The sequence below is a fragment of the Sulfurimonas marina genome (assembly GCF_014905095.1).
GTDB lineage: Bacteria > Campylobacterota > Campylobacteria > Campylobacterales > Sulfurimonadaceae > Sulfurimonas > Sulfurimonas marina.
On the sequence record NZ_CP041165.1, the window covers coordinates 1640736 to 1662327 of the forward strand.

At 38.0% G+C, this 21592-nt stretch carries 23 protein-coding genes; 15 read left to right on the plus strand and 8 right to left on the minus strand.

Going from position 1 to position 21592, the window contains the following annotated elements:
- Nucleotide 1: 1 nt before the first annotated feature.
- The 8 genes from FJR03_RS08380 to surE are packed head-to-tail and all read right to left on the minus strand — an operon-like array spanning nt 2 to nt 5250.
- Complete coding sequence (locus FJR03_RS08380) at nt 2-940, minus strand: chemotaxis protein CheV (RefSeq protein ID WP_193113065.1); 939 nt, start codon at nt 938-940, stop codon at nt 2-4.
- A 3-nt stretch (nt 941-943) separates the two neighbouring features.
- The gene (locus FJR03_RS08385) at nt 944-1681 is read right to left on the minus strand and encodes a UDP-2,3-diacylglucosamine diphosphatase (RefSeq protein WP_193113066.1); all 738 of its coding nucleotides are present in this window, start codon (nt 1679-1681) and stop codon (nt 944-946) included.
- Nucleotides 1671-2675, minus strand: coding sequence for an N-acetyl-gamma-glutamyl-phosphate reductase (argC, locus tag FJR03_RS08390; RefSeq protein ID WP_193113067.1), 1005 nt, complete (start codon nt 2673-2675; stop codon nt 1671-1673). The genes FJR03_RS08385 and argC overlap by 11 nt, the downstream gene beginning before the upstream one ends.
- Nucleotides 2662-3159: a transcription elongation factor GreA gene (greA, locus tag FJR03_RS08395; protein ID WP_193113068.1), complete on the minus strand. Its 498-nt coding sequence runs from the start codon at nt 3157-3159 to the stop codon at nt 2662-2664. Before greA ends, argC begins: the two co-directional genes overlap by 14 nt.
- A 56-nt stretch (nt 3160-3215) precedes the next feature.
- The gene (locus FJR03_RS08400; RefSeq protein WP_193113069.1) at nt 3216-3464 is read right to left on the minus strand and encodes a thiamine biosynthesis protein ThiF; all 249 of its coding nucleotides are present in this window, start codon (nt 3462-3464) and stop codon (nt 3216-3218) included.
- Nucleotides 3448-3828, minus strand: coding sequence for a hypothetical protein (locus FJR03_RS08405; protein WP_193113070.1), 381 nt, complete (start codon nt 3826-3828; stop codon nt 3448-3450). Before FJR03_RS08405 ends, FJR03_RS08400 begins: the two co-directional genes overlap by 17 nt.
- Nucleotides 3828-4469: a tRNA threonylcarbamoyladenosine dehydratase gene (locus FJR03_RS08410; protein ID WP_193113071.1), complete on the minus strand. Its 642-nt coding sequence runs from the start codon at nt 4467-4469 to the stop codon at nt 3828-3830. The genes FJR03_RS08405 and FJR03_RS08410 overlap by 1 nt, the downstream gene beginning before the upstream one ends.
- On the minus strand, nt 4462-5250 hold the full coding sequence (gene surE, locus FJR03_RS08415; protein WP_193113072.1) for a 5'/3'-nucleotidase SurE: 789 nt from the start codon (nt 5248-5250) through the stop codon (nt 4462-4464). Before surE ends, FJR03_RS08410 begins: the two co-directional genes overlap by 8 nt.
- 62 nt (nt 5251-5312) lie before the next feature.
- Between surE and FJR03_RS08420 the strand changes: the two genes are divergently transcribed.
- The 15 genes from FJR03_RS08420 (at nt 5313) to FJR03_RS11810 (ending at nt 21576) form a co-directional block, all read left to right on the plus strand.
- Nucleotides 5313-6089, plus strand: a complete 777-nt coding sequence (locus tag FJR03_RS08420) for a TOBE domain-containing protein (RefSeq protein ID WP_193113073.1) — start codon at nt 5313-5315, stop codon at nt 6087-6089.
- Between the two features lie 254 nt (nt 6090-6343).
- The gene (locus tag FJR03_RS08425; RefSeq protein WP_193113074.1) at nt 6344-6955 is read left to right on the plus strand and encodes an energy transducer TonB; all 612 of its coding nucleotides are present in this window, start codon (nt 6344-6346) and stop codon (nt 6953-6955) included.
- Nucleotides 6956-6966: 11 nt separating this feature from the next.
- Entirely contained in the window at nt 6967-7989 is a 1023-nt protein-coding gene (locus tag FJR03_RS08430) for an ABC transporter substrate-binding protein (RefSeq protein WP_193113075.1), read from the plus strand.
- On the plus strand, nt 7986-10220 hold the full coding sequence (locus FJR03_RS08435) for a TonB-dependent receptor (protein ID WP_193113076.1): 2235 nt from the start codon (nt 7986-7988) through the stop codon (nt 10218-10220). The genes FJR03_RS08430 and FJR03_RS08435 overlap by 4 nt, the downstream gene beginning before the upstream one ends.
- Before the next feature lie 8 nt (nt 10221-10228).
- Nucleotides 10229-11257, plus strand: a complete 1029-nt coding sequence (locus FJR03_RS08440; protein WP_193113077.1) for a FecCD family ABC transporter permease — start codon at nt 10229-10231, stop codon at nt 11255-11257.
- A complete protein-coding gene (locus tag FJR03_RS08445; protein ID WP_193113078.1) occupies nt 11248-12036 on the plus strand; it encodes an ABC transporter ATP-binding protein in 789 nt (262 codons plus the stop codon). Before FJR03_RS08440 ends, FJR03_RS08445 begins: the two co-directional genes overlap by 10 nt.
- Entirely contained in the window at nt 12036-13010 is a 975-nt protein-coding gene (locus tag FJR03_RS08450; protein ID WP_193113079.1) for an ABC transporter substrate-binding protein, read from the plus strand. The genes FJR03_RS08445 and FJR03_RS08450 overlap by 1 nt, the downstream gene beginning before the upstream one ends.
- Before the next feature lie 41 nt (nt 13011-13051).
- A complete protein-coding gene (locus FJR03_RS08455) occupies nt 13052-15085 on the plus strand; it encodes a TonB-dependent receptor plug domain-containing protein (protein ID WP_193113080.1) in 2034 nt (677 codons plus the stop codon).
- Nucleotides 15086-15116: 31 nt separating this feature from the next.
- Nucleotides 15117-15722: a globin domain-containing protein gene (locus FJR03_RS08460; protein ID WP_193113081.1), complete on the plus strand. Its 606-nt coding sequence runs from the start codon at nt 15117-15119 to the stop codon at nt 15720-15722.
- On the plus strand, nt 15719-16690 hold the full coding sequence (locus FJR03_RS08465; protein WP_193113082.1) for an LLM class flavin-dependent oxidoreductase: 972 nt from the start codon (nt 15719-15721) through the stop codon (nt 16688-16690). Before FJR03_RS08460 ends, FJR03_RS08465 begins: the two co-directional genes overlap by 4 nt.
- Before the next feature lie 12 nt (nt 16691-16702).
- Nucleotides 16703-18673 carry a TonB-dependent receptor plug domain-containing protein gene (locus FJR03_RS08470; RefSeq protein WP_193113083.1) on the plus strand — a complete coding sequence of 657 codons (1971 nt, stop codon included), beginning with the start codon at nt 16703-16705 and terminating at the stop codon, nt 18671-18673.
- Nucleotides 18674-18684: 11 nt separating this feature from the next.
- Nucleotides 18685-19416 (plus strand): hypothetical protein, encoded by a 732-nt coding sequence (locus FJR03_RS08475; RefSeq protein WP_193113084.1) that lies wholly within the window; start codon nt 18685-18687, stop codon nt 19414-19416.
- A 2-nt stretch (nt 19417-19418) separates the two neighbouring features.
- Complete coding sequence (locus tag FJR03_RS08480; RefSeq protein WP_193113085.1) at nt 19419-19625, plus strand: molybdopterin biosynthesis protein MoeB; 207 nt, start codon at nt 19419-19421, stop codon at nt 19623-19625.
- Nucleotides 19626-19642: 17 nt separating this feature from the next.
- A complete protein-coding gene (locus FJR03_RS08485; RefSeq protein ID WP_193113086.1) occupies nt 19643-20443 on the plus strand; it encodes a class I SAM-dependent methyltransferase in 801 nt (266 codons plus the stop codon).
- Between the two features lie 32 nt (nt 20444-20475).
- Nucleotides 20476-21576: a methyl-accepting chemotaxis protein gene (locus FJR03_RS11810; RefSeq protein WP_283949390.1), complete on the plus strand. Its 1101-nt coding sequence runs from the start codon at nt 20476-20478 to the stop codon at nt 21574-21576.
- The last annotated feature ends 16 nt before the right edge of the window (nt 21577-21592 follow it).

Genomic DNA, 21592 nt, shown 5'->3' on the forward strand with positions numbered 1-21592 from the left:
CCTACTTCATATGTGCACGTACTACGCGTGCTACTTGTTCATAAAATTCTCCGGCTTGGAACTTCACTAAGTAAGCTTCCCCTCCGGCATCCAGACCTCTGTTCTCACTAAAGTGATCACTGATTGATGAGTTAAATACAATCGGGATTTGGTTAAATCTAACATCTTCTTTTGCTTTTGCAGCAAAGTGGAAACCGTCCATTTTAGGCATCTCCACATCTGAAATAATAATCTTTAAATGTTCTTCTAAATTATCACCGTAGTTTTTGTAAAGTTCTTCTAGTTTATTAAGTCCCTCTTCACCGTCAACTGCACCGATGACGTCAAAGCCCATTTTTTCTAAGGCATCTGTAACAATTTTTCTAGCTGTTGCACTGTCATCAAGAACCATAGCGATCCCCTTAAAGTGCTCTAAACTTTTTACTTGTATCTCAGTGTCAGGTTCATAAAGTCCCAGCTCTTGTACTACACTCTCTAAGTCTAAAATAAGTAGAACGTTGTCATCTTCAATTTTTGTAACACCAGTAATCTTATTACCGTCTAAACCGCTAGCCGAACTTATAAAAGTTGCCGGTTCAATATTGCTCCAAGATATTCTTCTAATTCTTTTTGCATCGTGCACAATAAAGCCGATAAGTACATTATTGAACTCTGTAATAATTACTCTTGAACTTTGATGGATATTTTCCGGTTCTTTGATACCCATCCATTTCGCAAGATTTACAACAGGTATTACAACTTCACGAAGGTCGAAGATTCCTTCGATAAACTCTGGTGTTCCCGGTAATTCTGTTAAAGAAGGTACCTTGATAATCTCTCTAACTTTAGAGACATTAATCCCGTATATACCCTCATAAATCTCTCCGTTTTCCTCTTTGAAGATACGGAAGTCAACAAGCTCCATCTCATTAGAGCCTATTTTTAAGGAGTTATCATCCATATTTTAAATCCCTTTGGAAAATTGTTTCTCTTCCAATATTGTATTATTTTGCAAAGATTTTACAATAAAATATCTTTGATTGCAAGCAAAAGCGGCTAAATTAACATAGCTAAACCCGTCAAGTTGCAACGTTTTATTTTGATGAAAATGCCCCTCTATAAAGTAGTCACATTCAAATCGGTTTTTAAAACGATTTCTTATAAAATCATCAAACCACCCTAGCTCTTTACAATCATCTTTCTTCATCAAATGTTGATCGACAAAATTTAAAATAAAATGGTTAAAAAAGTTGTCAATCGGTTTTAGTATTTTTAGTACTACTCGGTTTCTAATAAGAGCTGTATAAAGCTGATATCCGAGCGGAGCATCGAAATCTCCATGCGCCAGATATACTTTTTTATCTTGGCAGGCTGCTAAAACGGGCTGTTTTTGAATTGGATAGATTTTAATATTGTCAAATACCGCTTGAAGATTAAAATCGTGGTTCCCCTCAAGATAAATAACCTCGATCTCATTAGCTATCTCTTTTAAGAGTGTAATCATCTCAGTGTTATCTTTATAGGTATATTCAATTGAGCCAAAAAGAGCGTCAAAAATATCACCCATCAATATAAGTTGCGTTGGAGAGAGTTCTTTGGAATGGATAGCCTTTATAAATTCTAAAAGCTCAGGACGTGTAGCAGAGTAGTGTGCATCTGAGATAACAAATGCACCCTCTTTGATCTCTAGGTTACGGGACATACGCTATATCTGGAATCCCCGCATCTTCAGCAAGACCCATCATAATATTTGCATTAACAATCGCCTGAGATGAAGCCCCACGCATTAAGTTGTCAATTGCAGAAGAGATAAAGAGCATATTCCCTTTTCTTTTTGCATATATATCACAGAAGTTTGTGCCAGCTACATCTTTCATAGTTGTAGGCACCTTTGAGATACGCACGTGAGGAGCATCTTTATAGTACTCTTCTAACACTGCTTCTTCATCAAAATCACCCTCTACCTGAATGTAAATAGAGCTGATCATACCACGAGTAAGAGGCACTAAATGTGGTACAAAGTTCACCTCTTCAAAGTCTACACCGAGTTTATCTGCAATCTCCGGTGCATGACGATGCATTAAAGGATTATATGCAAATAGATTGTCGTTTACATTGACAAAGTGTGTCGTCTCACTCAGTTTTTTTCCTGCTCCGCTCACACCCGTTTTTGCATCTACAATAATCGGAGTATGCTCTACACGATACTTCATAAAAGGCAGTAGCCCTAAAATTGCCGACGTCGGAAAACATCCAGGATTTGCTACTAGCTTTGCAGATTTTAGCTCTTGGCGGAAAAGCTCAGGAAGTCCGTATACACTGTGTTCTAAGTTTGCAACATCAGTATGTTCTGTGTAAAACGCTTCATATGTATATAAAGGGAGACGATAATCCGCTGAAAGGTCCACCACTTTAACACCGTTTGCGATCAACGGTTTTACATACGCCATAGCCGTTTTGTGAGGTAACGCCAAAAATACAAGTTCACATTCATTACTTGCTTGAGTAACACTTGCTTTTTGCACCTCTAAGTCACATACTCCTTTAAGTGAAGGATGCAGTTCATCTGCAGTAGTTTCACCCTCAGAGTTTGCAAGGTATGTAAGTTTAAAATTTGGATGTTTTACAAGCATTTTTACAAGTTCTAAACCTGTATAGCCGCTTGCTCCGATCACTCCTACATTAATGTGAGTCAAAAACAATCTCCTGATATTTTACTTCATCGATCTCAAATTCCATTTCACCGCCAGGAAGACGAACTTTTACATCATCCCCCTCCTCTTTTCCAAGAAGTTGTTTAGCAAGCGGAGAATTAAATGAGATAAGCCCCATGTCCGGGTTGCTTTCAGCACCGCCAACGATAGTATATGTCACCTCTTCGTCAGTATCTAAGTTTGTCATAATAACAGTTGAACCGAAACTCACTTTCGCATGTTCAAGCTCGCTAGGATCTACGATCTGTGCATTTCCTAAAAGCTCTTGCAGTTCCGCTAAACGGTTATCGATATTTTTTTGCATCTCTTTTGCTGCATGATACTCAGCATTTTCTTTTAGGTCACCGTGTTCTAGCGCTTCTTCGATCGCTTTTACAACACCTGGGCGCTTTACCTCTTTAAGATCTTTTACTTCAGCTTGTAATTTTTCATAGCCGAAAATTGTCATAGGTTCTACATTACTCATATCTTATCTTTTCCTAAATAATACTTTTATTGATTCTTCCCATAATTATAGCAAAATTAACTTTTTAAAGTAGAGAGATCAAACTCTATAGTTTTTGTTTGCTCTTCTATAGTGATTATACAGCCAGATTTACTGATCCTCTTCACACACTCTAGGTCATTTAAAAGTACCCTGCTCTCTTTGGTAAAAGGATCATACACTTGCAGTTTTAGATCCTCTATAAAGAAGATCCTTCCGCCGCCGCAACCATCACCTATAATCCCTTCACATACAAGAGGAGAATCTAGATTAAAACCATCCATCATCCATACAATCCTCTTTAGCCTCTTTCATAAACTCTAAATACTCTGAAGAGTTCTTGTCAACTGCCATATAATCTTGATGTGTGTACTCTTTAAAAACTTTTTCATCTATACAGATACATACTGTTTTATTCGCATCATTCTCACACACTGACAACATCTTCTCTTTTTGAGAATCCTCCCATCCAAAGTAAGAGTTGTAGTATGGATACAGCGTCCAGATTGCAAAACCTATAGTGATCACGATGTTAACGAGGAACTCCCCTTTTTTCGTCTCTCTGTAACGTTTCACGTCATAAGAGATCAAAAGTAAAAAAACTATCTCCAATCCTATAGTAAACCAATCACTATCCATAAAATCAAACACTATTTTTTCCTTAACATTTTAATAGCTTCTGCACACATCGTAAGACCAAAAGTAGCAGTTACACCCATAAAGCTGCCCTTCTCTTTTATCTGCGCTTCTTCAGATGAAAAGATCACCTTATATTTTTTAGAGAACTTTCTTTTTCGGAGTTCATAACGGATCTTTGAGCCGAACTTATCTCCGTAACTTTTCCAGATATCTGCAACCTGTACTTTTGTAGGGTCAACCCTTTTCGCACTTCCAAATGAAGAGATCAGTTTCTTGTAACACTTTTGTGCAAGAGCGAGTTTTGCTTTTGTGTCATCGATCGCATCCAAAACTAAGTCATACTCATCAAAATTGAAGTTCTTTACCCACTCCTCATCAATTCTTTTATGAATGATTTTAATCTCAGGATAATGCTCTTTAAGAGCTTCCACTTTTATTTCATGTTCGTGGAGTTCCGACCACATTTGACGGTTCTGGTTTGTTTGATCGTAAGTATCAAAATCTACGATCGTAATATCAGTAATGCCGTTTCTATACAAACAATCTAAACAAAAACTGCCTACCCCTCCGACACCAAGTAGAATGATTTTTCCATTTTGCAATCTCTCAAAATCGTTTCCAAAAAGAAGCCTTGTCCTTGTATATCTAGCCATTGATCCACTCTTGTAAGCTATTCATACTTTTATAAGCACTAAGGTCAAGCATAATAGGTGTAATTGAAACATACCCTTGCTCAATCGCTTCAAAGTCACTCATCACGTCCACCCCTTTTCTAGGTGAAAATGAAAGCGGATGCAAACCTAACCAATGGTACTCTTCTCCACGTGGGTTTCTATGAACGTGGGAATCGTTTTCATAATGTCTGTATCCTGCATAGGTTACCTTTATCTCAGCCTCATCAACATCAGGCGGGATGTTGATATTTAAAAATTCACGATCAGGCAGAGGATATTTCCCTGCTAATATTTTTTCAACTAGACTTTTAATAGTTTTTTGTGCTAAAGAGAAATCACCGTCAGGATTCGTAAAATCCATCACCTGAGAAATAGCAATCGAAGGAATTCCGTGAAGTACCCCCTCCATTGCTCCGGCAGCTGTTCCAGAATAAGTTATGTCCTCACCCATGTTTGAGCCGCGGTTGATACCGCTTATCACAAGATCGGGCTTCTTCTCTTCAAACATCGTGCTTAGTGAAAGATAGACACAATCTGTAGGTGTCCCATCATCAAGTTTATAAAAATCATCCTCAACAGAGATAAAACGTAACGGTCTTACCAGTGTCAGTGAATGCCCACACGCCGACTTTTCATTTGCCGGAGCAACCACTACCACTTCTACATCCTCTAGCGTTTTTAAAGTACTCGCCAACGCGAGCAAACCTTTTGCTTCATATCCATCATCGTTTGTTACTAATATTGTAGTTCTTTTTTTCATAAACATATTTTACAGACAATATGGTAAAATTCTCGAATATAATTGATAAAAGGTTTGTGTATATGAAAATTGATGGAAGATTCTGGCTGACAAAAGATGATAAAAGTTTTTTAGGTTCGGGAAGAATTGAACTCTTAGAAAAAATCGCACAAACAGGTTCTATTAATGCAGCTGCAAAAGAGATGAAAATGAGCTACAAAGCTGCGTGGGAACGCATAAATTCTATGAATGAACTTGCAGACCATCCTATCATAAACAGAACTATCGGCGGTAAAGGGGGCGGTGGAACAAAACTCACCGATTATGCCTATGAGCTAATCAATACCTATAAAAAGCTCAATGAACTTCACCGTCAATTTATCAACAGATTCTCGGAAGCTGGAGATAATCCGGAACATCTGGCACAGATTTTAAACCGTCACTTTTTAACAACAAGTGCAAGAAATCAGCTCCTTTCAACAATTACACAAATTACTATAAACAAAATCAATGCAATTATCTCTATGGAGATTAGCGGCGGTGGAGTGCTACACTCTTCTATTACAGCCAAATCTGCCGATAATATGCACCTAAGCGTTGGCGCTGAAGTATATGCAATTATAAAATCAAGCGATATTGAGATCACTGCCAACAAACCGAAAGCTCAGGCTAATGTAAACATAATTGAAGGAAAAGTTGAATCACTCATCAGTAACGATACACACAGTGAAGTCTCTTTACAAATTAATGAAAAATACTCCCTTATCTCTTTACTTCCTAACGCAGAAGCGGAGAAATTACAACTCAATGCAAACGCTTATGCATTGATAGACTACTCAAATATAATCATAGGATCATAATTTTTCACTAAATAAAAGTTTAAGGTTTCTTTCTCTACAATTCGCTATATCTAAAAAAACATAATGATAAAAAACAAAAAAAGGACAGTTTAAATATGAGTACTCTCTCTTTAACTAGCGTTATATCATATAATATACAACAAAATAAATATTTAAAACTGAAAGCTTTTTTTATATCGTTATTTTTACATCTACTACTGCTTGCACTCACTATAAAGCTGGCATCGGTACATCTTATTCAGCCAAAAGAGAGTGTGAAAGAGAGTACAACAGTTGTTTCTTTATCTTCATATCAGACAGTACAACCTAAAAAGGAGATTGTAAAAACCAAGCCTAAAAGTGTTCCCATACAGAAAAAGATAATAAAACAAAAACCTAAAAAGATTCAAAAAGTTGTTACAAAACCCATAGAGAAAAAAACTCTTCAGCAGGAGCAACCAAAACAAGCTGTTGTTCCTGCTGAGGCGTTTACGCCTCAAATTCCCGATACAGAGCAAAAGATTGAAGAGCGGAAAATACTAACACCGCAGAATTCTCCTTTGTCCGAACAGAAACGCCCTATGAAAGATCATGCCAAGAGAAACATAGGGAAAAGTGAGTTAGCGCTTATCCGTTCTTTAATCCAAAATGCTCTTAAATACCCCGCAATTGCCAAGAGATTGCACCTCGAAGGGGTTGTAGTTGTTTCCTTTTCTCTTTCCACAACCGGAGAAGTCTCAAACCTACAACTCGTTCAAAGCAGCGATAGCTCTGTATTGGATAAAAGAGCTCTTCATACAGTGTCGTCACTAGACGGAGAGTTTCCTCACATAAATCAAAAAGTTGATTTGAAAATTCCTATTGCATTTTCACTCCAACACTCATAAAGGAAATTTAAATGAATTTTTTTATACCTCTGATGGTATTTCTATTGGCTGTCTCTCTACAGGCAAAAACTATAGAAGATTTTTATCATAAGCGAGTACAAACACCCGATAAGGTTACAAAAGTATTTGGTTCTTCACCACCTATGAACTACCTTATCTATGCACTTAATCCAAAGAAAATGGTAGGACTTAACTTTAAAGCAAAAAACCCAAATAACTTTGCGACAAAAGAGTATCTAGACCCATATTTTTTATCTCTACCTGTCATTGGAACTTTCCACTCTACAGGAGCTGGCATCAACCTTGAAACACTTCTTATTAGCCGTCCCGATCTTATTTTAGTTTGGGCTGATGATATGATGGTTGCAACGGTTCAAAAGTCTATTAAACGTTCAAAGTTCCCAACTTTTACGGTCCCTTTTAGAGAGATCGAAGATATACCCCGTGCCATCAAAGTAACTGCTGATACTATCGATGAACAAAAAAGAGGAAAACTCTTAAGTACTTATGCACAAAAGAGTATAGATGAGATCAAAAGCAAACTAGAAGGGGTCAAAACCACTAGATATTACTATGCAGAAGGTAATGACGGATTACAAACAGAGTGTGACAAGTCATTTCATGTAGAAGCGATGAACTTTGCAGGAGGTGAAAATGTACACAAGTGCAAACAAAGTAACCTTAAAGGGCTCGAACAGATCAATATCGAAACACTTTACAAATATAATCCAGAAGTGATCATCGCACAAAACCGTATGGTTTATAAAAACCTGTTTCACAATGAACTTTTTAACAACTTAGATGCAGTTAAAAACAAACGTGTTTATCTAGTACCAAATACACCTTTTAACTGGATAGATCGTCCACCCTCATTTATGAGAATTATCGGCATAGAGTGGCTTGCGAACACTTTTCATCCAGGGGTGTATAACATAGACCTCAACAAACGTATTAAAGATTTTTACAAACTGTTTTTACAAGTAGAAATCACAGACAAACAAATTCAGACTATATTAGGAGAAAATCAAAAATGAAGTTAAAACTACCACTATTATCGCTTGTCGCGATTACCGCTTTACATGCAACACCGCTAAGTGTTGAAAAAATTGTTGTTAATTCCAACATAGAGGAGGAGGAAAACGGCCTCTATCTTTCAGATGAAAAGCAAGGTTCAAAACAGAATAAACAAACCTTTACACAAAAAAGTTTATCTACACTTTCAACTCAAGCGAATATGAACCCTTACACGGTTATTCAGTTTTCACCATCTGTAAACTTTACACCTGTTGATCAAACAGGTTCAAACGAACCAGCATATCACGATCCGATCCGTATCCGTGCTAAAAGTCAAACAGGTCCCGGTGGAGTTTATCTCATCAACGGAACTCCAATCTCAAGTAATCCAGGTGGGGGAAAACAGATGGTTGATCTTGAAAACATCTCATCTGTAGATCTGCATAAAGGGTACCTCAGTGTTAATAAAAACTTAGGATTTTCATCTTTGATCGGAAAAATAGATCTCAATATCCTAAAAGCAAAAAACAAAGCGGGTGCTCACCTTTCACAATCACTCGGGAGCAATAACTTTAGTAAAACTTTTGTACGTTTCGATAGTGGGGCTATGGGTGATCTGCGTGTATTTGGTTCAGTGTCTGCTCTAAAAAACGACAAAACTAAAGGGGAAGGTGATCAACAAAGGTTTAACGGGATGTTGGGGCTCTCTTATAAACCAAATGAGAGATTTTCATCAGAGCTTTATGTGATTAGAAATATTGACGAGCACCATAACTATGCAAGTTTAAGTTATGCCGAGGCAAAAGATCTAGACACTTATTTCTCAAAAGATTTTGCCACTACAAAACCGACTACGGCATCAAACAACTATTATGACTGGAACAAACAAGAGTTTTATACAACTGCCGTAGTAGCAGATCTTACATATAAAGCCGGTAAAGATGATACTATCGTCTTAAAACCTTACTATAAAACAGACAAAGGACAATACTGGTTCAGTAAAACAAAAAACTCTACACCTATGGTTATGAACTGGCAGATGGAGCATGATCTTTATGGTGCAATCGCATCGTATGATCATAGTTTCGGTGACGCCGTAAATGCAAAAGTAGGATACTGGTACCACAAACAACTTCCTCCCGGACCTCCGACAGATCAGAAAAAATATGTTGTAGACGGCAACGGGGATCTTTCATATAAAGGGTATGGTATCTTAGCTGATACTTCATACCATACACTTCAGGCACCGTTTGTTGAACTTAGCGGTGATCTCGATAAGATTCACTACAGCGTAGGGCTTCAATACCAGACATTTACCCTTGCTTCAATCGATAGCTATACCGGTACTACAAGTGCTACAAGTATGGATCATGATGTTGCACTTACACAAGCTACACTCGATTCATGGGCAAGTGTAGGTGAAAAGAAATTTAACACTTTTATCCCTGCACTTTATCTCTCATATGATCTTAGCTCTACAGATACAATCTATGTAGACTACTCTAGAACATACGGATTTGATGTGAATCTTTTCCCGACATATGCAAGTAACAGAGCAGCTTTTGTCGTACAAGGGATTACACTCCAGTCTTTATGGGATGACTTAGAACTAGAAACATCTGACAACATCGATCTTGGAGCTCGTGTACAAACAGGAGCAGTTACACTAAACCCTAGTGTGTTTGTATCTTTTGTAAACAATAAACAGGCAAATATCTATGCAAACGGAGTAAACTATCCAGCGAATGTGGGTAAAGCACTCGGATATGGTGCTGAGTTTGCAGCTAACGGTGTAATTACAGAGAGTTTAGAGTTTATCGCTTCACTTTCATACAACAGATACTACTTTACAGAGGATTTCCAAGCTTCTGCGACAGAGACGACAGATATTAAAGGGAACCAGCTTCCTGATGCACCTGAGTTTATGGCGAAAGGAGCACTCTCTTATACTCTCAAAGACTGGACATTTACACCAAGTGTGAGATACACGTCTAGCAGATACGGTGATGCGGCAAATACTGAAAAAATCGATGCCTTTACACTCGTTGATCTAGATGTTGCCTACAAAGCACCAAAAATGTTCGGCTCTAAAAATACACTTTTTAGACTAACGGCAACAAACTTAACAAACCAAAAATATATCTCGACAATCATTGCAGCCGATAATGCACTTGCAGCTGACTCAACTAGCAGTACATATCAGACAGGTGCACCTTTTGGAATGTATGCAAGTTTAAATCTAAAATACTAAGGCTTTAAATGACACACGTACATAACGGCAAGTTTATTTTTTTAGGGCTGACACTTTTACTTATAACAGCAACTCTCTTGCTGTTATGGGGGCAATATCCAATTGAGCTTAGTACTTTCCAAAGCTATATAAACTATAAGGTTTTCGGCATGGACACTACACTTGAAGCGGACACTATTACCCTTTTGGACAATATTATTTTAGAGATTCGCCTTCCCCGTATCCTTTTAGCAATCCTTATCGGTGCATCATTGGCAACCTCAGGAGCAGTATTTCAGGCGATGTTTGTCAACCCTCTTGTTTCACCGGGAATTTTAGGTGTGTTAGCGGGGGCATCTTTTGGAGCAGCACTTGGAATGTTACTCACTGAGGAGTGGTTTTTTATTCAAATACTTGCTTTTACTTTCGGGTTTATCGCTGTGGCTTTCTCAGTGCTGATAGGCTCTATGGTCAACAACTCCCGATCAAGCATTATGCTGGTTCTCGGCGGGGTTATTAGCGGCTCACTCTTTACCGCTTTTTTATCAGTTATCAAATATGTTGCAGATCCTTACTCTACCCTGCCCGCTATTGTTTACTGGCTAATGGGGAGTTTATCTATGGCTGAACTCGACGGAGTAGTGCTTGTAGCAATTCCGATGCTTATCAGTATCTTTTCTATGGTACTTATGGGGAAATATTTCGATATTTTAAGCCTTGGGGACGAGGAAGCAAAAGCACTGGGTGTGAATGTAAAGATGATAAAGATATTAGCTATAGTACTCGCGACACTTGCTAGTTCACTTAGTGTTGTTATGGCGGGAATTATCGGCTGGATAGGGCTTATCATCCCACATATTATACGTATGGCGATTGGTCCTTCACACGCTCTATTACTTCCTCTCTCAGCTATATTTGGCGGGCTGTTTTTGCTTCTGGCCGACTCTGTTTCCCGTCTGGCAATGAGTGTTGAGATCCCCATCGGGATACTTACATCACTTATCGGTATACCTATTTTTATTATTGTACTAAAGAATGCGAGGGCAGCATGGAACTAAAACCTATCATAGAAGTAAAAAATCTCCACTTTTCCTATCCGAAATACAAAGTGCTTCACGGACTTGATTTTGAACTGCATCAAGGTGAAGTTGTCTCTTTGTTAGGGAAAAACGGATGTGGAAAAAGTACACTTATACGCCTTATTTTAGGTCTGCTGAAAAAGGATCAAGGGGAGATCTTACTACACGACAAAGATATAAAATCTTATAAACAAAATGAGATAGCATCGCAAATAGCGTATATTCCTCAGTATCATAATGTCCCGTTTAACTATTCAGTACTCGATATGGTAGTTATGGGAAGAGTTTTTAAAATGGGACTATTTGCATCTCCTAGCAAACATGATATTGCCATGGCAAAAATAGCCTTGGAGAAAATCGGTATTGCGGATCTGCAAAACAAACCTTTTGGACAGCTCAGCGGCGGGCAAAAACAGATGGTTCTACTTGCCCGTGCACTGACCCAGGAAGCAAAAACTTTCATTATGGATGAACCGGTTTCTGGTCTTGATTACGGGAATCAAATCCGTTTGCTACAGATGATAAACAGCCTCGCGCAAGAGGGGTATACATTCCTAAAAACCACCCACTATCCTGATCATGCGATGATGGTCTCTTCTCGTGTAGTGAGTATGAAAGATGGAAAGATTCTCTCTAGCGGTTCACCGACAGAGGTGATCACACCTGAGATGATCAATAATCTTTACAATATAGAAGCAGAAATTGTACACCATAACAACAACCCGTTGTGTGTACCGAGCTTCTCAAAAGGTATATAATGAAACTTTTACTACTGATAGCTATATTTTTATCACTGCATCTGCAAGCCAAAGTGATTGTTGATCATTATGGACGAAGTGTAAATGTTCCCGATAAAATAACTAAAATCTATGCAGCCTCACCGCCCCTTTCTATGAGTGTTCTGGCATTTGATCCAGATCTTTTAGCAGCTCTGAACACTCCATTTAGCGAAGAGCAAAAACCATATGTTGGAAGTGCCTATACAAAACCCGTAGTGGGTGGGTTCTTCGGTCAGGGAAAATCTCCTAACCTTGAACTCTTAGCGGCTGCAAAACCTGATGTTATTATCGTATGGGGTGGAATGACAGGAGCAGATAAGATCCTTAAAAAACTTGAAGTTTTGGGGATCCCCGTTTTGTTTATAAAAAACAATACAATCTCCGATCTTATAGGACAGTTCAAACTCTATGGGGAACTCAGCGGCAATACACAAAGAGCAAAAGAGCTGATCGAGTACACAAAACAAACACTATCACTGATAGACTCACTCCAAAGTAAGCTGCAACAACAAAAGCAAAAAACTTTCTACTTTGCCGAGAGTATTGATGGTCTTCGCAGTGAGTGCCCGGGCTCATTTCACCTTGAACCTTTTTTATATACTGGGTCAAAAAATGCCCTTGATTGTAAAATGAGTTCAAACTACGGGATGGAGCAGATCTCTTTAGAGACAGTACTCTTATCCAAACCTGATCTCTTTATAGTTATGGAACCGCAGTTCTATACAAATATCTACAGAGACAAAAGGTTTGCTTCACTCAAAGCTGTAAAAAACAAAGAGGTATATCTCGTACCGTCAAAACCTTTTAACTATATAACTCGTCCACCGTCATTCATGCGTTTAATGGGGATTCGATGGCTTATTCATACATTTTATCCGAATGTTTTGGATATTTCACTCAAAGAGGAAGAGAAAAAGTTTATGAAACTTTTTTTTAAAGGTTCAAATTTTTAAAACAAATCGTTATATCAACAAATATACAAAGGGGTATTTTAATGAAAAAAACATATTTTAGTCTTGTAACAGCATTGTTACTTACAACAACTTCACTTACTGCTGCAGAAACTATTCTAGAGACAATCGATGTAAACTCTGATGCAGATCATAGAGGCGATCTTCAATTAGAGAGTCCGACAAACTTATACAAAATTCAAAAAAGTACAAAAGCAGGCACAGAGGTTCTTGCACAAAAAGATATTGAAGCCTATAATCCAAAAGATGTAATTGATCTTTTAAATAAAGCAACGGGGATGGATCTAAGTTATCATGGACGCCGTAGCCCATATGATCTAAAAATGCGCGGTAGCAGTAATATCACCTATATTATAGACGGGGCGATTCTTCCTCCCGCAGCTAGCCGTATGCTTTACAAATTTCCACTCATCGCTATTGAGGAGATCCAAATTGTAAGAAGTGCTACAGCTCTTTCAATCGCTCCATCTATAAATGTCGGTGCTTCTAACAGTGGTTCGGGTGTAAATATCGGATATATCATTATCCGTACAAAACAACCTAAAAAGACCGAGGGGATCTTAAGCGCTTTTTTTGAAAAAGCTGTAAGTCAGCCTTATGCAAACGGCCAGTCGCTGTACACCGGGACACGTTTTGGAAGCAGTGATTCATGGAATGGATATATAGGTGCGATGGTTTCACGTTTCGATCGAAGAAGTAAAGAGACTTGGTTTGACGGGACTGAGAGTACATCGGGTATGGTAAACGGTGGACTCAGTAACGGAAAATTTAACCTGAACTTTATGGCCTACAAAGATATAGGTACTTTAGAGATGCAAAGGGGTGTGAAACTTGACGGTACTCTCGATAATGCAAAATGGTATTACGATCCGCTCAAGACGACTCTTCTTTCAGTTGACGGGAGTATGGTTTGGAGCGAAGGACAAGTGACACTTTTTTCTCTTGCACATACACAATATGAACAGCTGGAGCATAATGAAAACTTTGTATTGCCTGCAGCTTCAACACGTAACTATGAAGAGAAAACACAATCATACAGCTTAAGACACAACGCTACATTTGGAGATACAAAACTTCAGTTTGGCGGACAATATGTTGAGAGTGACGGATTTGGTTCTGATCTATTTAATCCGTATGTTAAATACGATACATCTATTAAAGGTGCATCGGCTTCGGTAGAACAAAGTTTATTTGACGGTGACTTGGTGGTTGATGCAGGATACAGATGGGATCAAAAACACATAAAAAACTCTACAGCGGCAAAATCGGAAGCTTTAGCTAATCCTGATGCAAACAACGGTGTAGATTTAGCACCAGCGTCAATCATCACAGTTGGTGCCGTTTATAACATCTTAGATTCACAAACTTTAAGTGCACGTTACTTTTACGGGGACCAAGGGGTTTCAGGTGACTTTACATTAGAGACGCAAGACGGAAGCAAACTCGATCCTGAAAAACAAACACGTTATGAGATCTCACTCGATTCAAAGTTTACCCGCTCATTTAACTCTCTCATTACATATTTTGACACAAAAGTAGAGAATGAAAAACGTGCCACATCAAATACATACATTGTTGACGGAGAGGAGTATTACTACTACCAACAGGTAAATTCTCATACAAAAGGGCTCGAACTTACACTCAAAGGGAAAATTGCCAAGACGACCAACTACAAGTTTTCATGGACAAGAATCCTCTCTAAAGAGACTCAAGATTTTGCAGGTGTAACGGATGAAGTGGGAGTTGTAGTGCCTGAAGATACTTTTACTGCCCTGCTCTCACACAGATGGGAGGATTACCTCTTTAATATTTCAGGGAAACAGGTAAGTAACTATACAAGTTCTAAAAGCCCTATGGGACTCTCAAATGCAGACTTAGGTGACTATACACGTTTTGATGCCAATGTTGTAAAAGAGTTTAATTATTACGGAGTACCGACTACTGCAAAACTCTACGGACGTAACCTTACAAACAACCATTACGCAACAAAATATACAACAGGTTACTACTTTGATCGAGGCCGTACACTCGGGTTAGAAGTAACTCTTAAATTTTAAACCGAAAAAATCCAAGGAAAGGAAAACTTCAATGAATAAAACAGAAGAACAAAACAGCTGTCATAGCGGGAGGGTTATCTCCTTTACGCAGCTAAATAATGAGATAAAAGAGAAACCTCAGCCCCGTTTCGGCGGTGATGAGATACGTGTTGTAGATGCGATGATTGACATCATATACCCAAGCGTACCTTTTCCTTCAAATAAGATTTTTAAAACATTAGGTGCCGAGTATATCAGAAAGATGGTAGAACACCATCACCATCTACTGCTCAAAACAAATATAAAAACACTTTTTCCTCAACATCCAGAAGCGTTAAAGCTAGTGATAGATAGAAGTGTAGACTTCTTTGTCGAAGCACTCGGAGGTGGAGCAGTCTTTACTTCTCAACATGGAGATCCTCATCTTAGACAGCGCCACTTTAAGATACCCATCAATGAAAACGACAGAGAGATCTGGCTTGCGATGTATAAAAAAACACTAAAAGAGCTAAAGTTTCCAAAAGAGCATTTAGAGGAGTTTTGGAACTGGATCGAACCCCTTTCAATCCGTATGATAAACCGTCGTACAAATACAAATGCGATCAAACGCCACCACTGGCATGATGTAAAAACAGAACTGCTACAGGTCAATGTATGAAACTGGGAGTTTTTTTACTTACTGAAAACTATCATAAAAATCCTCACATAGCGATCTTAAACGATGTGGAACTAGCCGTTTATGCAGAATCTCTTGGATTTGATGAAGTGTGGTTTGCCGAACACCATTTCAACTCTTTTAGCGTAATTCCAAATCCGTCGTTGATGATGACATATGTAGCTGCCAAGACCTCTAAGATCCGTATAGGAAGTGCAGCTTTCTTAGCTCCGTTTTACCATCCGCTAAGACTTGCAGAAGAGATATCTACTCTAGATAACTTAAGTACAGGGAGAGTAAATGCAGGGTTTGCAAAAGGGGGTTTTGCACTTGATCTTAAAAACTTTCAGGCAAGTTCCGAGGAACTTCGAGTAAGACTCTTTAACAATGTTAAAGAGATTGATGAAACACTCTATAAAAAAGAGGAGTTTTACCCAAAACCGATCCAATCAAAAATCCCGTTTTATATCGCCACTTTTTCCTCTAAAGAGAGCATAGAGTTTGCAGCAAAAAACAACTATGGGCTTATGTTCTCCCAAGGGGCGACGATTGAAGAGTGTGAAGAAGCGGTTGCATACTATAAACAACTCTCAGGTCTAGAGCCCGAAGTGGTACTTATGCGTGTATTTTATACCTCACATAATTCAGTTGAAGCGTATGAAAATGCAGTTGTGGCAACAGATCATTTTATAAAGTCGATGCGCTCTTTGAATGCTTTTAAAGAACAACCCAGCTTCAATCAAGCAAATTACACTGCCCTGCTCGATCAAAGGTACCAGTTTTTTGATGCAAAAAAATTTATGAGCTGTGCCGTTGTCGGTAATGTACATGAGTGTAAAGCTCAAATTTTAGAAATTAAGAGGAGGATAAAAAATTTACATTTAGTTTTAAAACCTGCATCTGTCGATGCAAGACGAATAAGAACAACTTTAAAACTCTTTCATAAAGAGATTCAACCATATATTAAATAAAAAGGAGAAAAAATGAAAAAAAAGGTTTTATTATTATCTGCATTAACATCTATTGCGATGGCAGATAGTTTTGAATTGGGTCAGGTAAGTGTAAAAAGCACTATTGACGATGTGAATGTTTTTGAGGAAAAAATCTCTTCAGATACAATATCTAAGCACGATTCTTTCAGTGTAAATGAAGCGCTTGACAATGTTAGCGGTATTAATCAGGATATACAAGGTGGACGTGGAGAGTCAACACTCTACATCAGGGGTTTTGACTCTCGCCGTATCGGTGTTTTCATAGATGGTATCCCTGTCTATGTACCTTATGACGGGAACTTTGACTACGGCCGTTTTTTAACGGGTGATATCGGTGAAATTGATATCTCTAAAGGGTATTCTTCGGTTGTTTTCGGCGGTAATACTATGGGCGGTGTCGTAAACATCGTTTCGAAAAAACCGACAAAGGAGCTTGAAGGGAATGTGAAAGGGACTATTGTTTTTGATTCTCAAATGAAAATGGCCAGACATATAGAGAACGTTAATGTAGGAACAAAACAACAAAACTTTTATGCACAGCTGAGTGCCTCTTATTCTAAACAAGATCATTTCCGAATAAGCGATGAGTATGAAGCAACACCAACACAACCTGCAGGGGATCGCTTAAGAAGTGAAAACGAAGACAAAAAAGTAAGTTTAAAAGTTGGCTACATTGCAGATGATAAAAGTGAAGTAGCGATTACTTACGCAAACCAAAAAGGACAAAAGCAACAGCCTCCTGTAACAGATACGGACTTTGCAAAAAACAAAAACTGGGACTGGCCCTACTGGAACAAAGAGACTATCTCTATAGTTGGACAGAAAAACTTTGATACAAGCTACATAAAAGCCCTTGCCTACTACGATACAAGTGAAAACTCTTTATACTCTTACGATGACAATACTTTTACCACTTTATCGCAGAAATGGGCGTGGAAAAGTAGATATGACGACTACAGTTACGGTGCACGTTTGGAGTATGTAGTACAAAACGACAACAATATTTTCACAGCTGCAGCAAACTATAAAAAAGATGTGCATAGAGCTTACGATATTTCAAAAACAGACTCTTCTGAAACTTTAGAAGAGAAATATGCCGATCATACGATATCTTTAGGGCTTGAAGACACTTACGATATCAATTCAAACTTCCAAATTTTAGGTGCGTTAAGTTACGATCAAAGAAGCGGTGATCAAATATATGACACAAATACCGACTATCAGGATATGTTGGAAAAAACGACACAAAGTAGTTTAAATCCGGAACTGGCACTCATTTATAAGATAGACAAAACTTCAAAAGTACGCCTGAGTGCCGCTTCTAAAACATATATGCCTTCTATGAAAGACAGATACTCAAGAAGACTGGGAACGGCAGTACCAAACCCTGATCTAAAAGATGAGAAATCGATCCATTATGAACTTAGCTATACAAAAAAAGAGGATAAATATTTTGCTCAGGTAAACACTTTTTATACAAAGGTAAAAGACACGATTCAAAGTGTCGTATGGGATCAAAATACCTCTTTAAATCAAAACCAAAATATAGGTACGTTTGATCATATCGGTGCCGAGATTGAACTTCGTTATAAATACGACACTCTGGAAGTTGGAGGGAACTACACATATCTCAAAATTAAAAACACAACGGATGCAGATGTGAAACTTGTCGATGTTCCTGAAAATCAAGTGTTTGCATTTATTCAAAAAGAACTTGTTGAAGGTTTCTCACTCTATGCAAACACAAAATATAGACAAGGTGCATATGAGCAAAAACTGGATAAATCGTACGTTATCAACCCTTATATGCTCACTTTTGATCTTAAAGCTATCTACCAACCGACAAAAAATCTACAGGCGCAAATCGGTGTTAAAAACTTAACCGATGAACTTATCCGCTACGATATGGCATACCCAATGGCCGGACGCGAATATTTCGCATCGTTGGATTATAAATTTTAAAAGTTGTTACGATGCAAAGGTCTCAAACATATATCGCGATAGATGATACAGACGAGATAGCATATTTCACCTCAACAGGTGAGATATGTGAAGAGCTTCGAGCACATCTTGATGCAAAAAATATTAAAACCACACCTGTTACAAGGCATCAACTCCTGCTAGATCATAGAGTGCCCTACACTTCACACAACAGTTCTATGTGTTTTAGCGCTGAGTTTAACCCTGTCGAGCTTGAAGAGTTTAAAGTATATGCTATAGCACACCTTACAAAACAATCAGCACCTTCATCAGCTCCAGCACTCTGTATATGTCAATATAAAGATATTGTGAGCAAAGAGGATCTTATCGAGTACGGTGTCAAGACAAAAAATACTCTTATGACACCCCATCAAGCATATATAACAGCCCAAAAACACAAAATATTCCTACTCTCCCTCAAAGAGAATGACCAAGGAGTTGTAGGAGCACTGGCAGGTGTAGCGCTAAGAATATCAGGAAACGACGGTGCTATGAAAGGTCGTATAGATATAGGTCAGGAGTTCTCTACCTATGATGACATTGAAGCTCTCGAACATTTTGATGAGATTCTACTTATCAACGGTAAAAAAGTAAATCCCTCATACCCTATTTATACAAAAGAGTTTTTAAAGGGTGTATGTATAGACCACAAATGTGTGCTTCTTCTAGAAGAGGAGAACAACTTTTATAAACCCCTCAGCAGAAAACAGATTTTGGAGTATTGAAAATGTTTGATAGTAACAATAACTTTCTTTATGGAAAAGATGATCAATGCAATGCTCTTCTAATGGCGACGAGATGTCACAGTTTTTTACTCGACAGTGATGAGAATGAGCACTCAAGCAATATAGCAAGGTCGTGTTACAACTGTACCTACAGAAAATGGACACGTGAAAGTTTTATCTGTGTCATAAAAAATGCAGAGAATATATAAATTTAAAAGGATAAAAAATGTTTTTAGAACCGATAGATTTTGCTCAGATGTATGTTAATCATAAAAAAAGCACCATCTTTAAAGGAAAAGATCATAATGAATGGGATAAAAAGTCAAAAGAGTTAGCCCCCTCTATGCAAAAGTCGGCGTATGTCGACGAGTTTATCTCGAAAATGGAGATAGACCCAAATGATGTGATCTTAGATATCGGATGTGGCCCAGGTACTTTAGCTATTCCTCTGGCAAAAAAAGCAAAACACGTCATAGCGATCGATTTTTCTAAATCTATGCTTGAAGAGCTTGAAAAATATGCAAAAAAAGAGGGAATAGAGAATATTTCTACCTATCATATAGGATGGGATGACGACTGGTCGTTTTTACCAGACATCGATATTGCCGTTGCTTCACGAAGCATGGAGGTGAGTGATATGCAAAGTGCTCTCTTTAAGATGAGCTATATTGCAAAAAAAGCATGTTATCTGACATATAAAGTTGGCGGGAGCTATGTTGATATGGATATTGTCAACTATATTCAAAAGCCGATTGTGCAAAAACCGGATTATTGGTATATTCCCCTTATTCTTTACACAAAACAGTATCTTGCAAAGATCGACTATATTGCAACTAAAGGGAGTATAAAAAGCTATACAAAAGAGAGCTTTGTCGAATCTCTCCGTTGGAGTTTCGGCTCTCTTACGGAAGCTGAAGAGGAAAAAGCAAAAGAGTACTATGAGCACTTTATCGCTAAAGAACAAAAACATCCCAAACCTTTTTCATGGGCATTTATAAGCTGGAAGACAACCCCTCTGGAACTCTAAAAACTGGTATAAAATTTGCTGTATCATAAGGTATGAAAAATATACTATTTATACTTTTATTTACAGCAAGCCTTTTTTCTTCAGAGATTGAGGAGAACTATAAAACACTCAATACAAAAATAGACGCCATTTCACCGAGTTTAAGTACAGAAGAGAAAGTCTCTTTATACTATCTCATCCTCTCAACACACGACAAGATCACTTCGGCACTCAGCGTTGATGAGACAAAAGTTAACTCGTTAGAAGATATACGCATCAAAACACTCAGCAACCTTTCAAACCTGGAAAACAAAATAGAGAGCACGAAACTTAACGAGATCAAAGAACTTTATATAAAGATCAATGAAGATGCAAAGAAGCTTATTCAAGACCAAAACACTCAAAATGAAAAAGTGGTTTATAAAGAGAAAATTGTTTACAAAGATAAAATGATAAAAGAGAACTCTTGGCTCGATGCAGTTATTGCTTCCATTATCTCTTTAATGATAGGTTTTATCACAGCCTTTGTATTTAGTTCAAAAAACAAAGCCCCAAAAGAAGTCCAAGTAAAAGAGAACCTTTTAGCACAAGAGCTTGCAAAAGAGAACCAACAACTTGAAGCACGTATTAACGAACTTCAAAACAGTAACTCTTCATATATTTCTGAACTGGAAAACCAAAAAAGTAAGCTCAATTCCGCGGAAAGTTCTTTTAACAAAAAACTAGAAGAGCTAAAGCAACAATTTTCTCAAGAAAAAAGTACACTTGAAACTCAGATAGAGGAGATGAATACTCAACTCCAAGCACTTCAAGAAGAAAAAGAGAGTATAGTTTATGATCTTGAAAACTACAAAACACAACAAGAAAACTTAGATCAAGAAAATGCGGCATTTGATGAAAGACTAATAAACGTGCAACATCAGAGCCAAGATATCAATTCAATTTTAGATACTATTGCCGACATTGCAGAACAGACAAATCTCTTAGCTCTTAATGCCGCTATCGAAGCTGCACGTGCCGGTGAGCACGGACGCGGATTTGCCGTAGTAGCTGATGAAGTAAGAAAACTCGCAGAGCGTACGCAAAAAACTTTAAGTGAAGCGAAAGTAGAGATCTCAAGTGTCGTTGACGGCATCGCAAACTTAAAAACTTGACTTTAGATGCTGTAAT

Excerpts from the sequence above, each read along its gene's own strand:
- FJR03_RS08380 (WP_193113065.1), bottom strand. The coding sequence starts at position 940 with ATGGATGATAACTCCTTAAAAATAGGCTCTAATGAGATGGAGCTTGTT.
- FJR03_RS08385 (WP_193113066.1), bottom strand. The coding sequence starts at position 1,681 with ATGTCCCGTAACCTAGAGATCAAAGAGGGTGCATTTGTTATCTCAGAT.
- greA (WP_193113068.1), bottom strand. The coding sequence starts at position 3,159 with ATGAGTAATGTAGAACCTATGACAATTTTCGGCTATGAAAAATTACAA.
- FJR03_RS08400 (WP_193113069.1), bottom strand. The coding sequence starts at position 3,464 with ATGATGGATGGTTTTAATCTAGATTCTCCTCTTGTATGTGAAGGGATT.
- FJR03_RS08410 (WP_193113071.1), bottom strand. The coding sequence starts at position 4,469 with ATGGCTAGATATACAAGGACAAGGCTTCTTTTTGGAAACGATTTTGAG.
- surE (WP_193113072.1), bottom strand. The coding sequence starts at position 5,250 with ATGAAAAAAAGAACTACAATATTAGTAACAAACGATGATGGATATGAA.
- FJR03_RS08420 (WP_193113073.1), top strand. The coding sequence starts at position 5,313 with ATGAAAATTGATGGAAGATTCTGGCTGACAAAAGATGATAAAAGTTTT.
- FJR03_RS08430 (WP_193113075.1), top strand. The coding sequence starts at position 6,967 with ATGAATTTTTTTATACCTCTGATGGTATTTCTATTGGCTGTCTCTCTA.
- FJR03_RS08435 (WP_193113076.1), top strand. The coding sequence starts at position 7,986 with ATGAAGTTAAAACTACCACTATTATCGCTTGTCGCGATTACCGCTTTA.
- FJR03_RS08440 (WP_193113077.1), top strand. The coding sequence starts at position 10,229 with ATGACACACGTACATAACGGCAAGTTTATTTTTTTAGGGCTGACACTT.
- FJR03_RS08445 (WP_193113078.1), top strand. The coding sequence starts at position 11,248 with ATGGAACTAAAACCTATCATAGAAGTAAAAAATCTCCACTTTTCCTAT.
- FJR03_RS08450 (WP_193113079.1), top strand. The coding sequence starts at position 12,036 with ATGAAACTTTTACTACTGATAGCTATATTTTTATCACTGCATCTGCAA.
- FJR03_RS08455 (WP_193113080.1), top strand. The coding sequence starts at position 13,052 with ATGAAAAAAACATATTTTAGTCTTGTAACAGCATTGTTACTTACAACA.
- FJR03_RS08460 (WP_193113081.1), top strand. The coding sequence starts at position 15,117 with ATGAATAAAACAGAAGAACAAAACAGCTGTCATAGCGGGAGGGTTATC.
- FJR03_RS08465 (WP_193113082.1), top strand. The coding sequence starts at position 15,719 with ATGAAACTGGGAGTTTTTTTACTTACTGAAAACTATCATAAAAATCCT.
- FJR03_RS08470 (WP_193113083.1), top strand. The coding sequence starts at position 16,703 with ATGAAAAAAAAGGTTTTATTATTATCTGCATTAACATCTATTGCGATG.
- FJR03_RS08475 (WP_193113084.1), top strand. The coding sequence starts at position 18,685 with ATGCAAAGGTCTCAAACATATATCGCGATAGATGATACAGACGAGATA.
- FJR03_RS08480 (WP_193113085.1), top strand. The coding sequence starts at position 19,419 with ATGTTTGATAGTAACAATAACTTTCTTTATGGAAAAGATGATCAATGC.
- FJR03_RS08485 (WP_193113086.1), top strand. The coding sequence starts at position 19,643 with ATGTTTTTAGAACCGATAGATTTTGCTCAGATGTATGTTAATCATAAA.
- FJR03_RS11810 (WP_283949390.1), top strand. The coding sequence starts at position 20,476 with ATGAAAAATATACTATTTATACTTTTATTTACAGCAAGCCTTTTTTCT.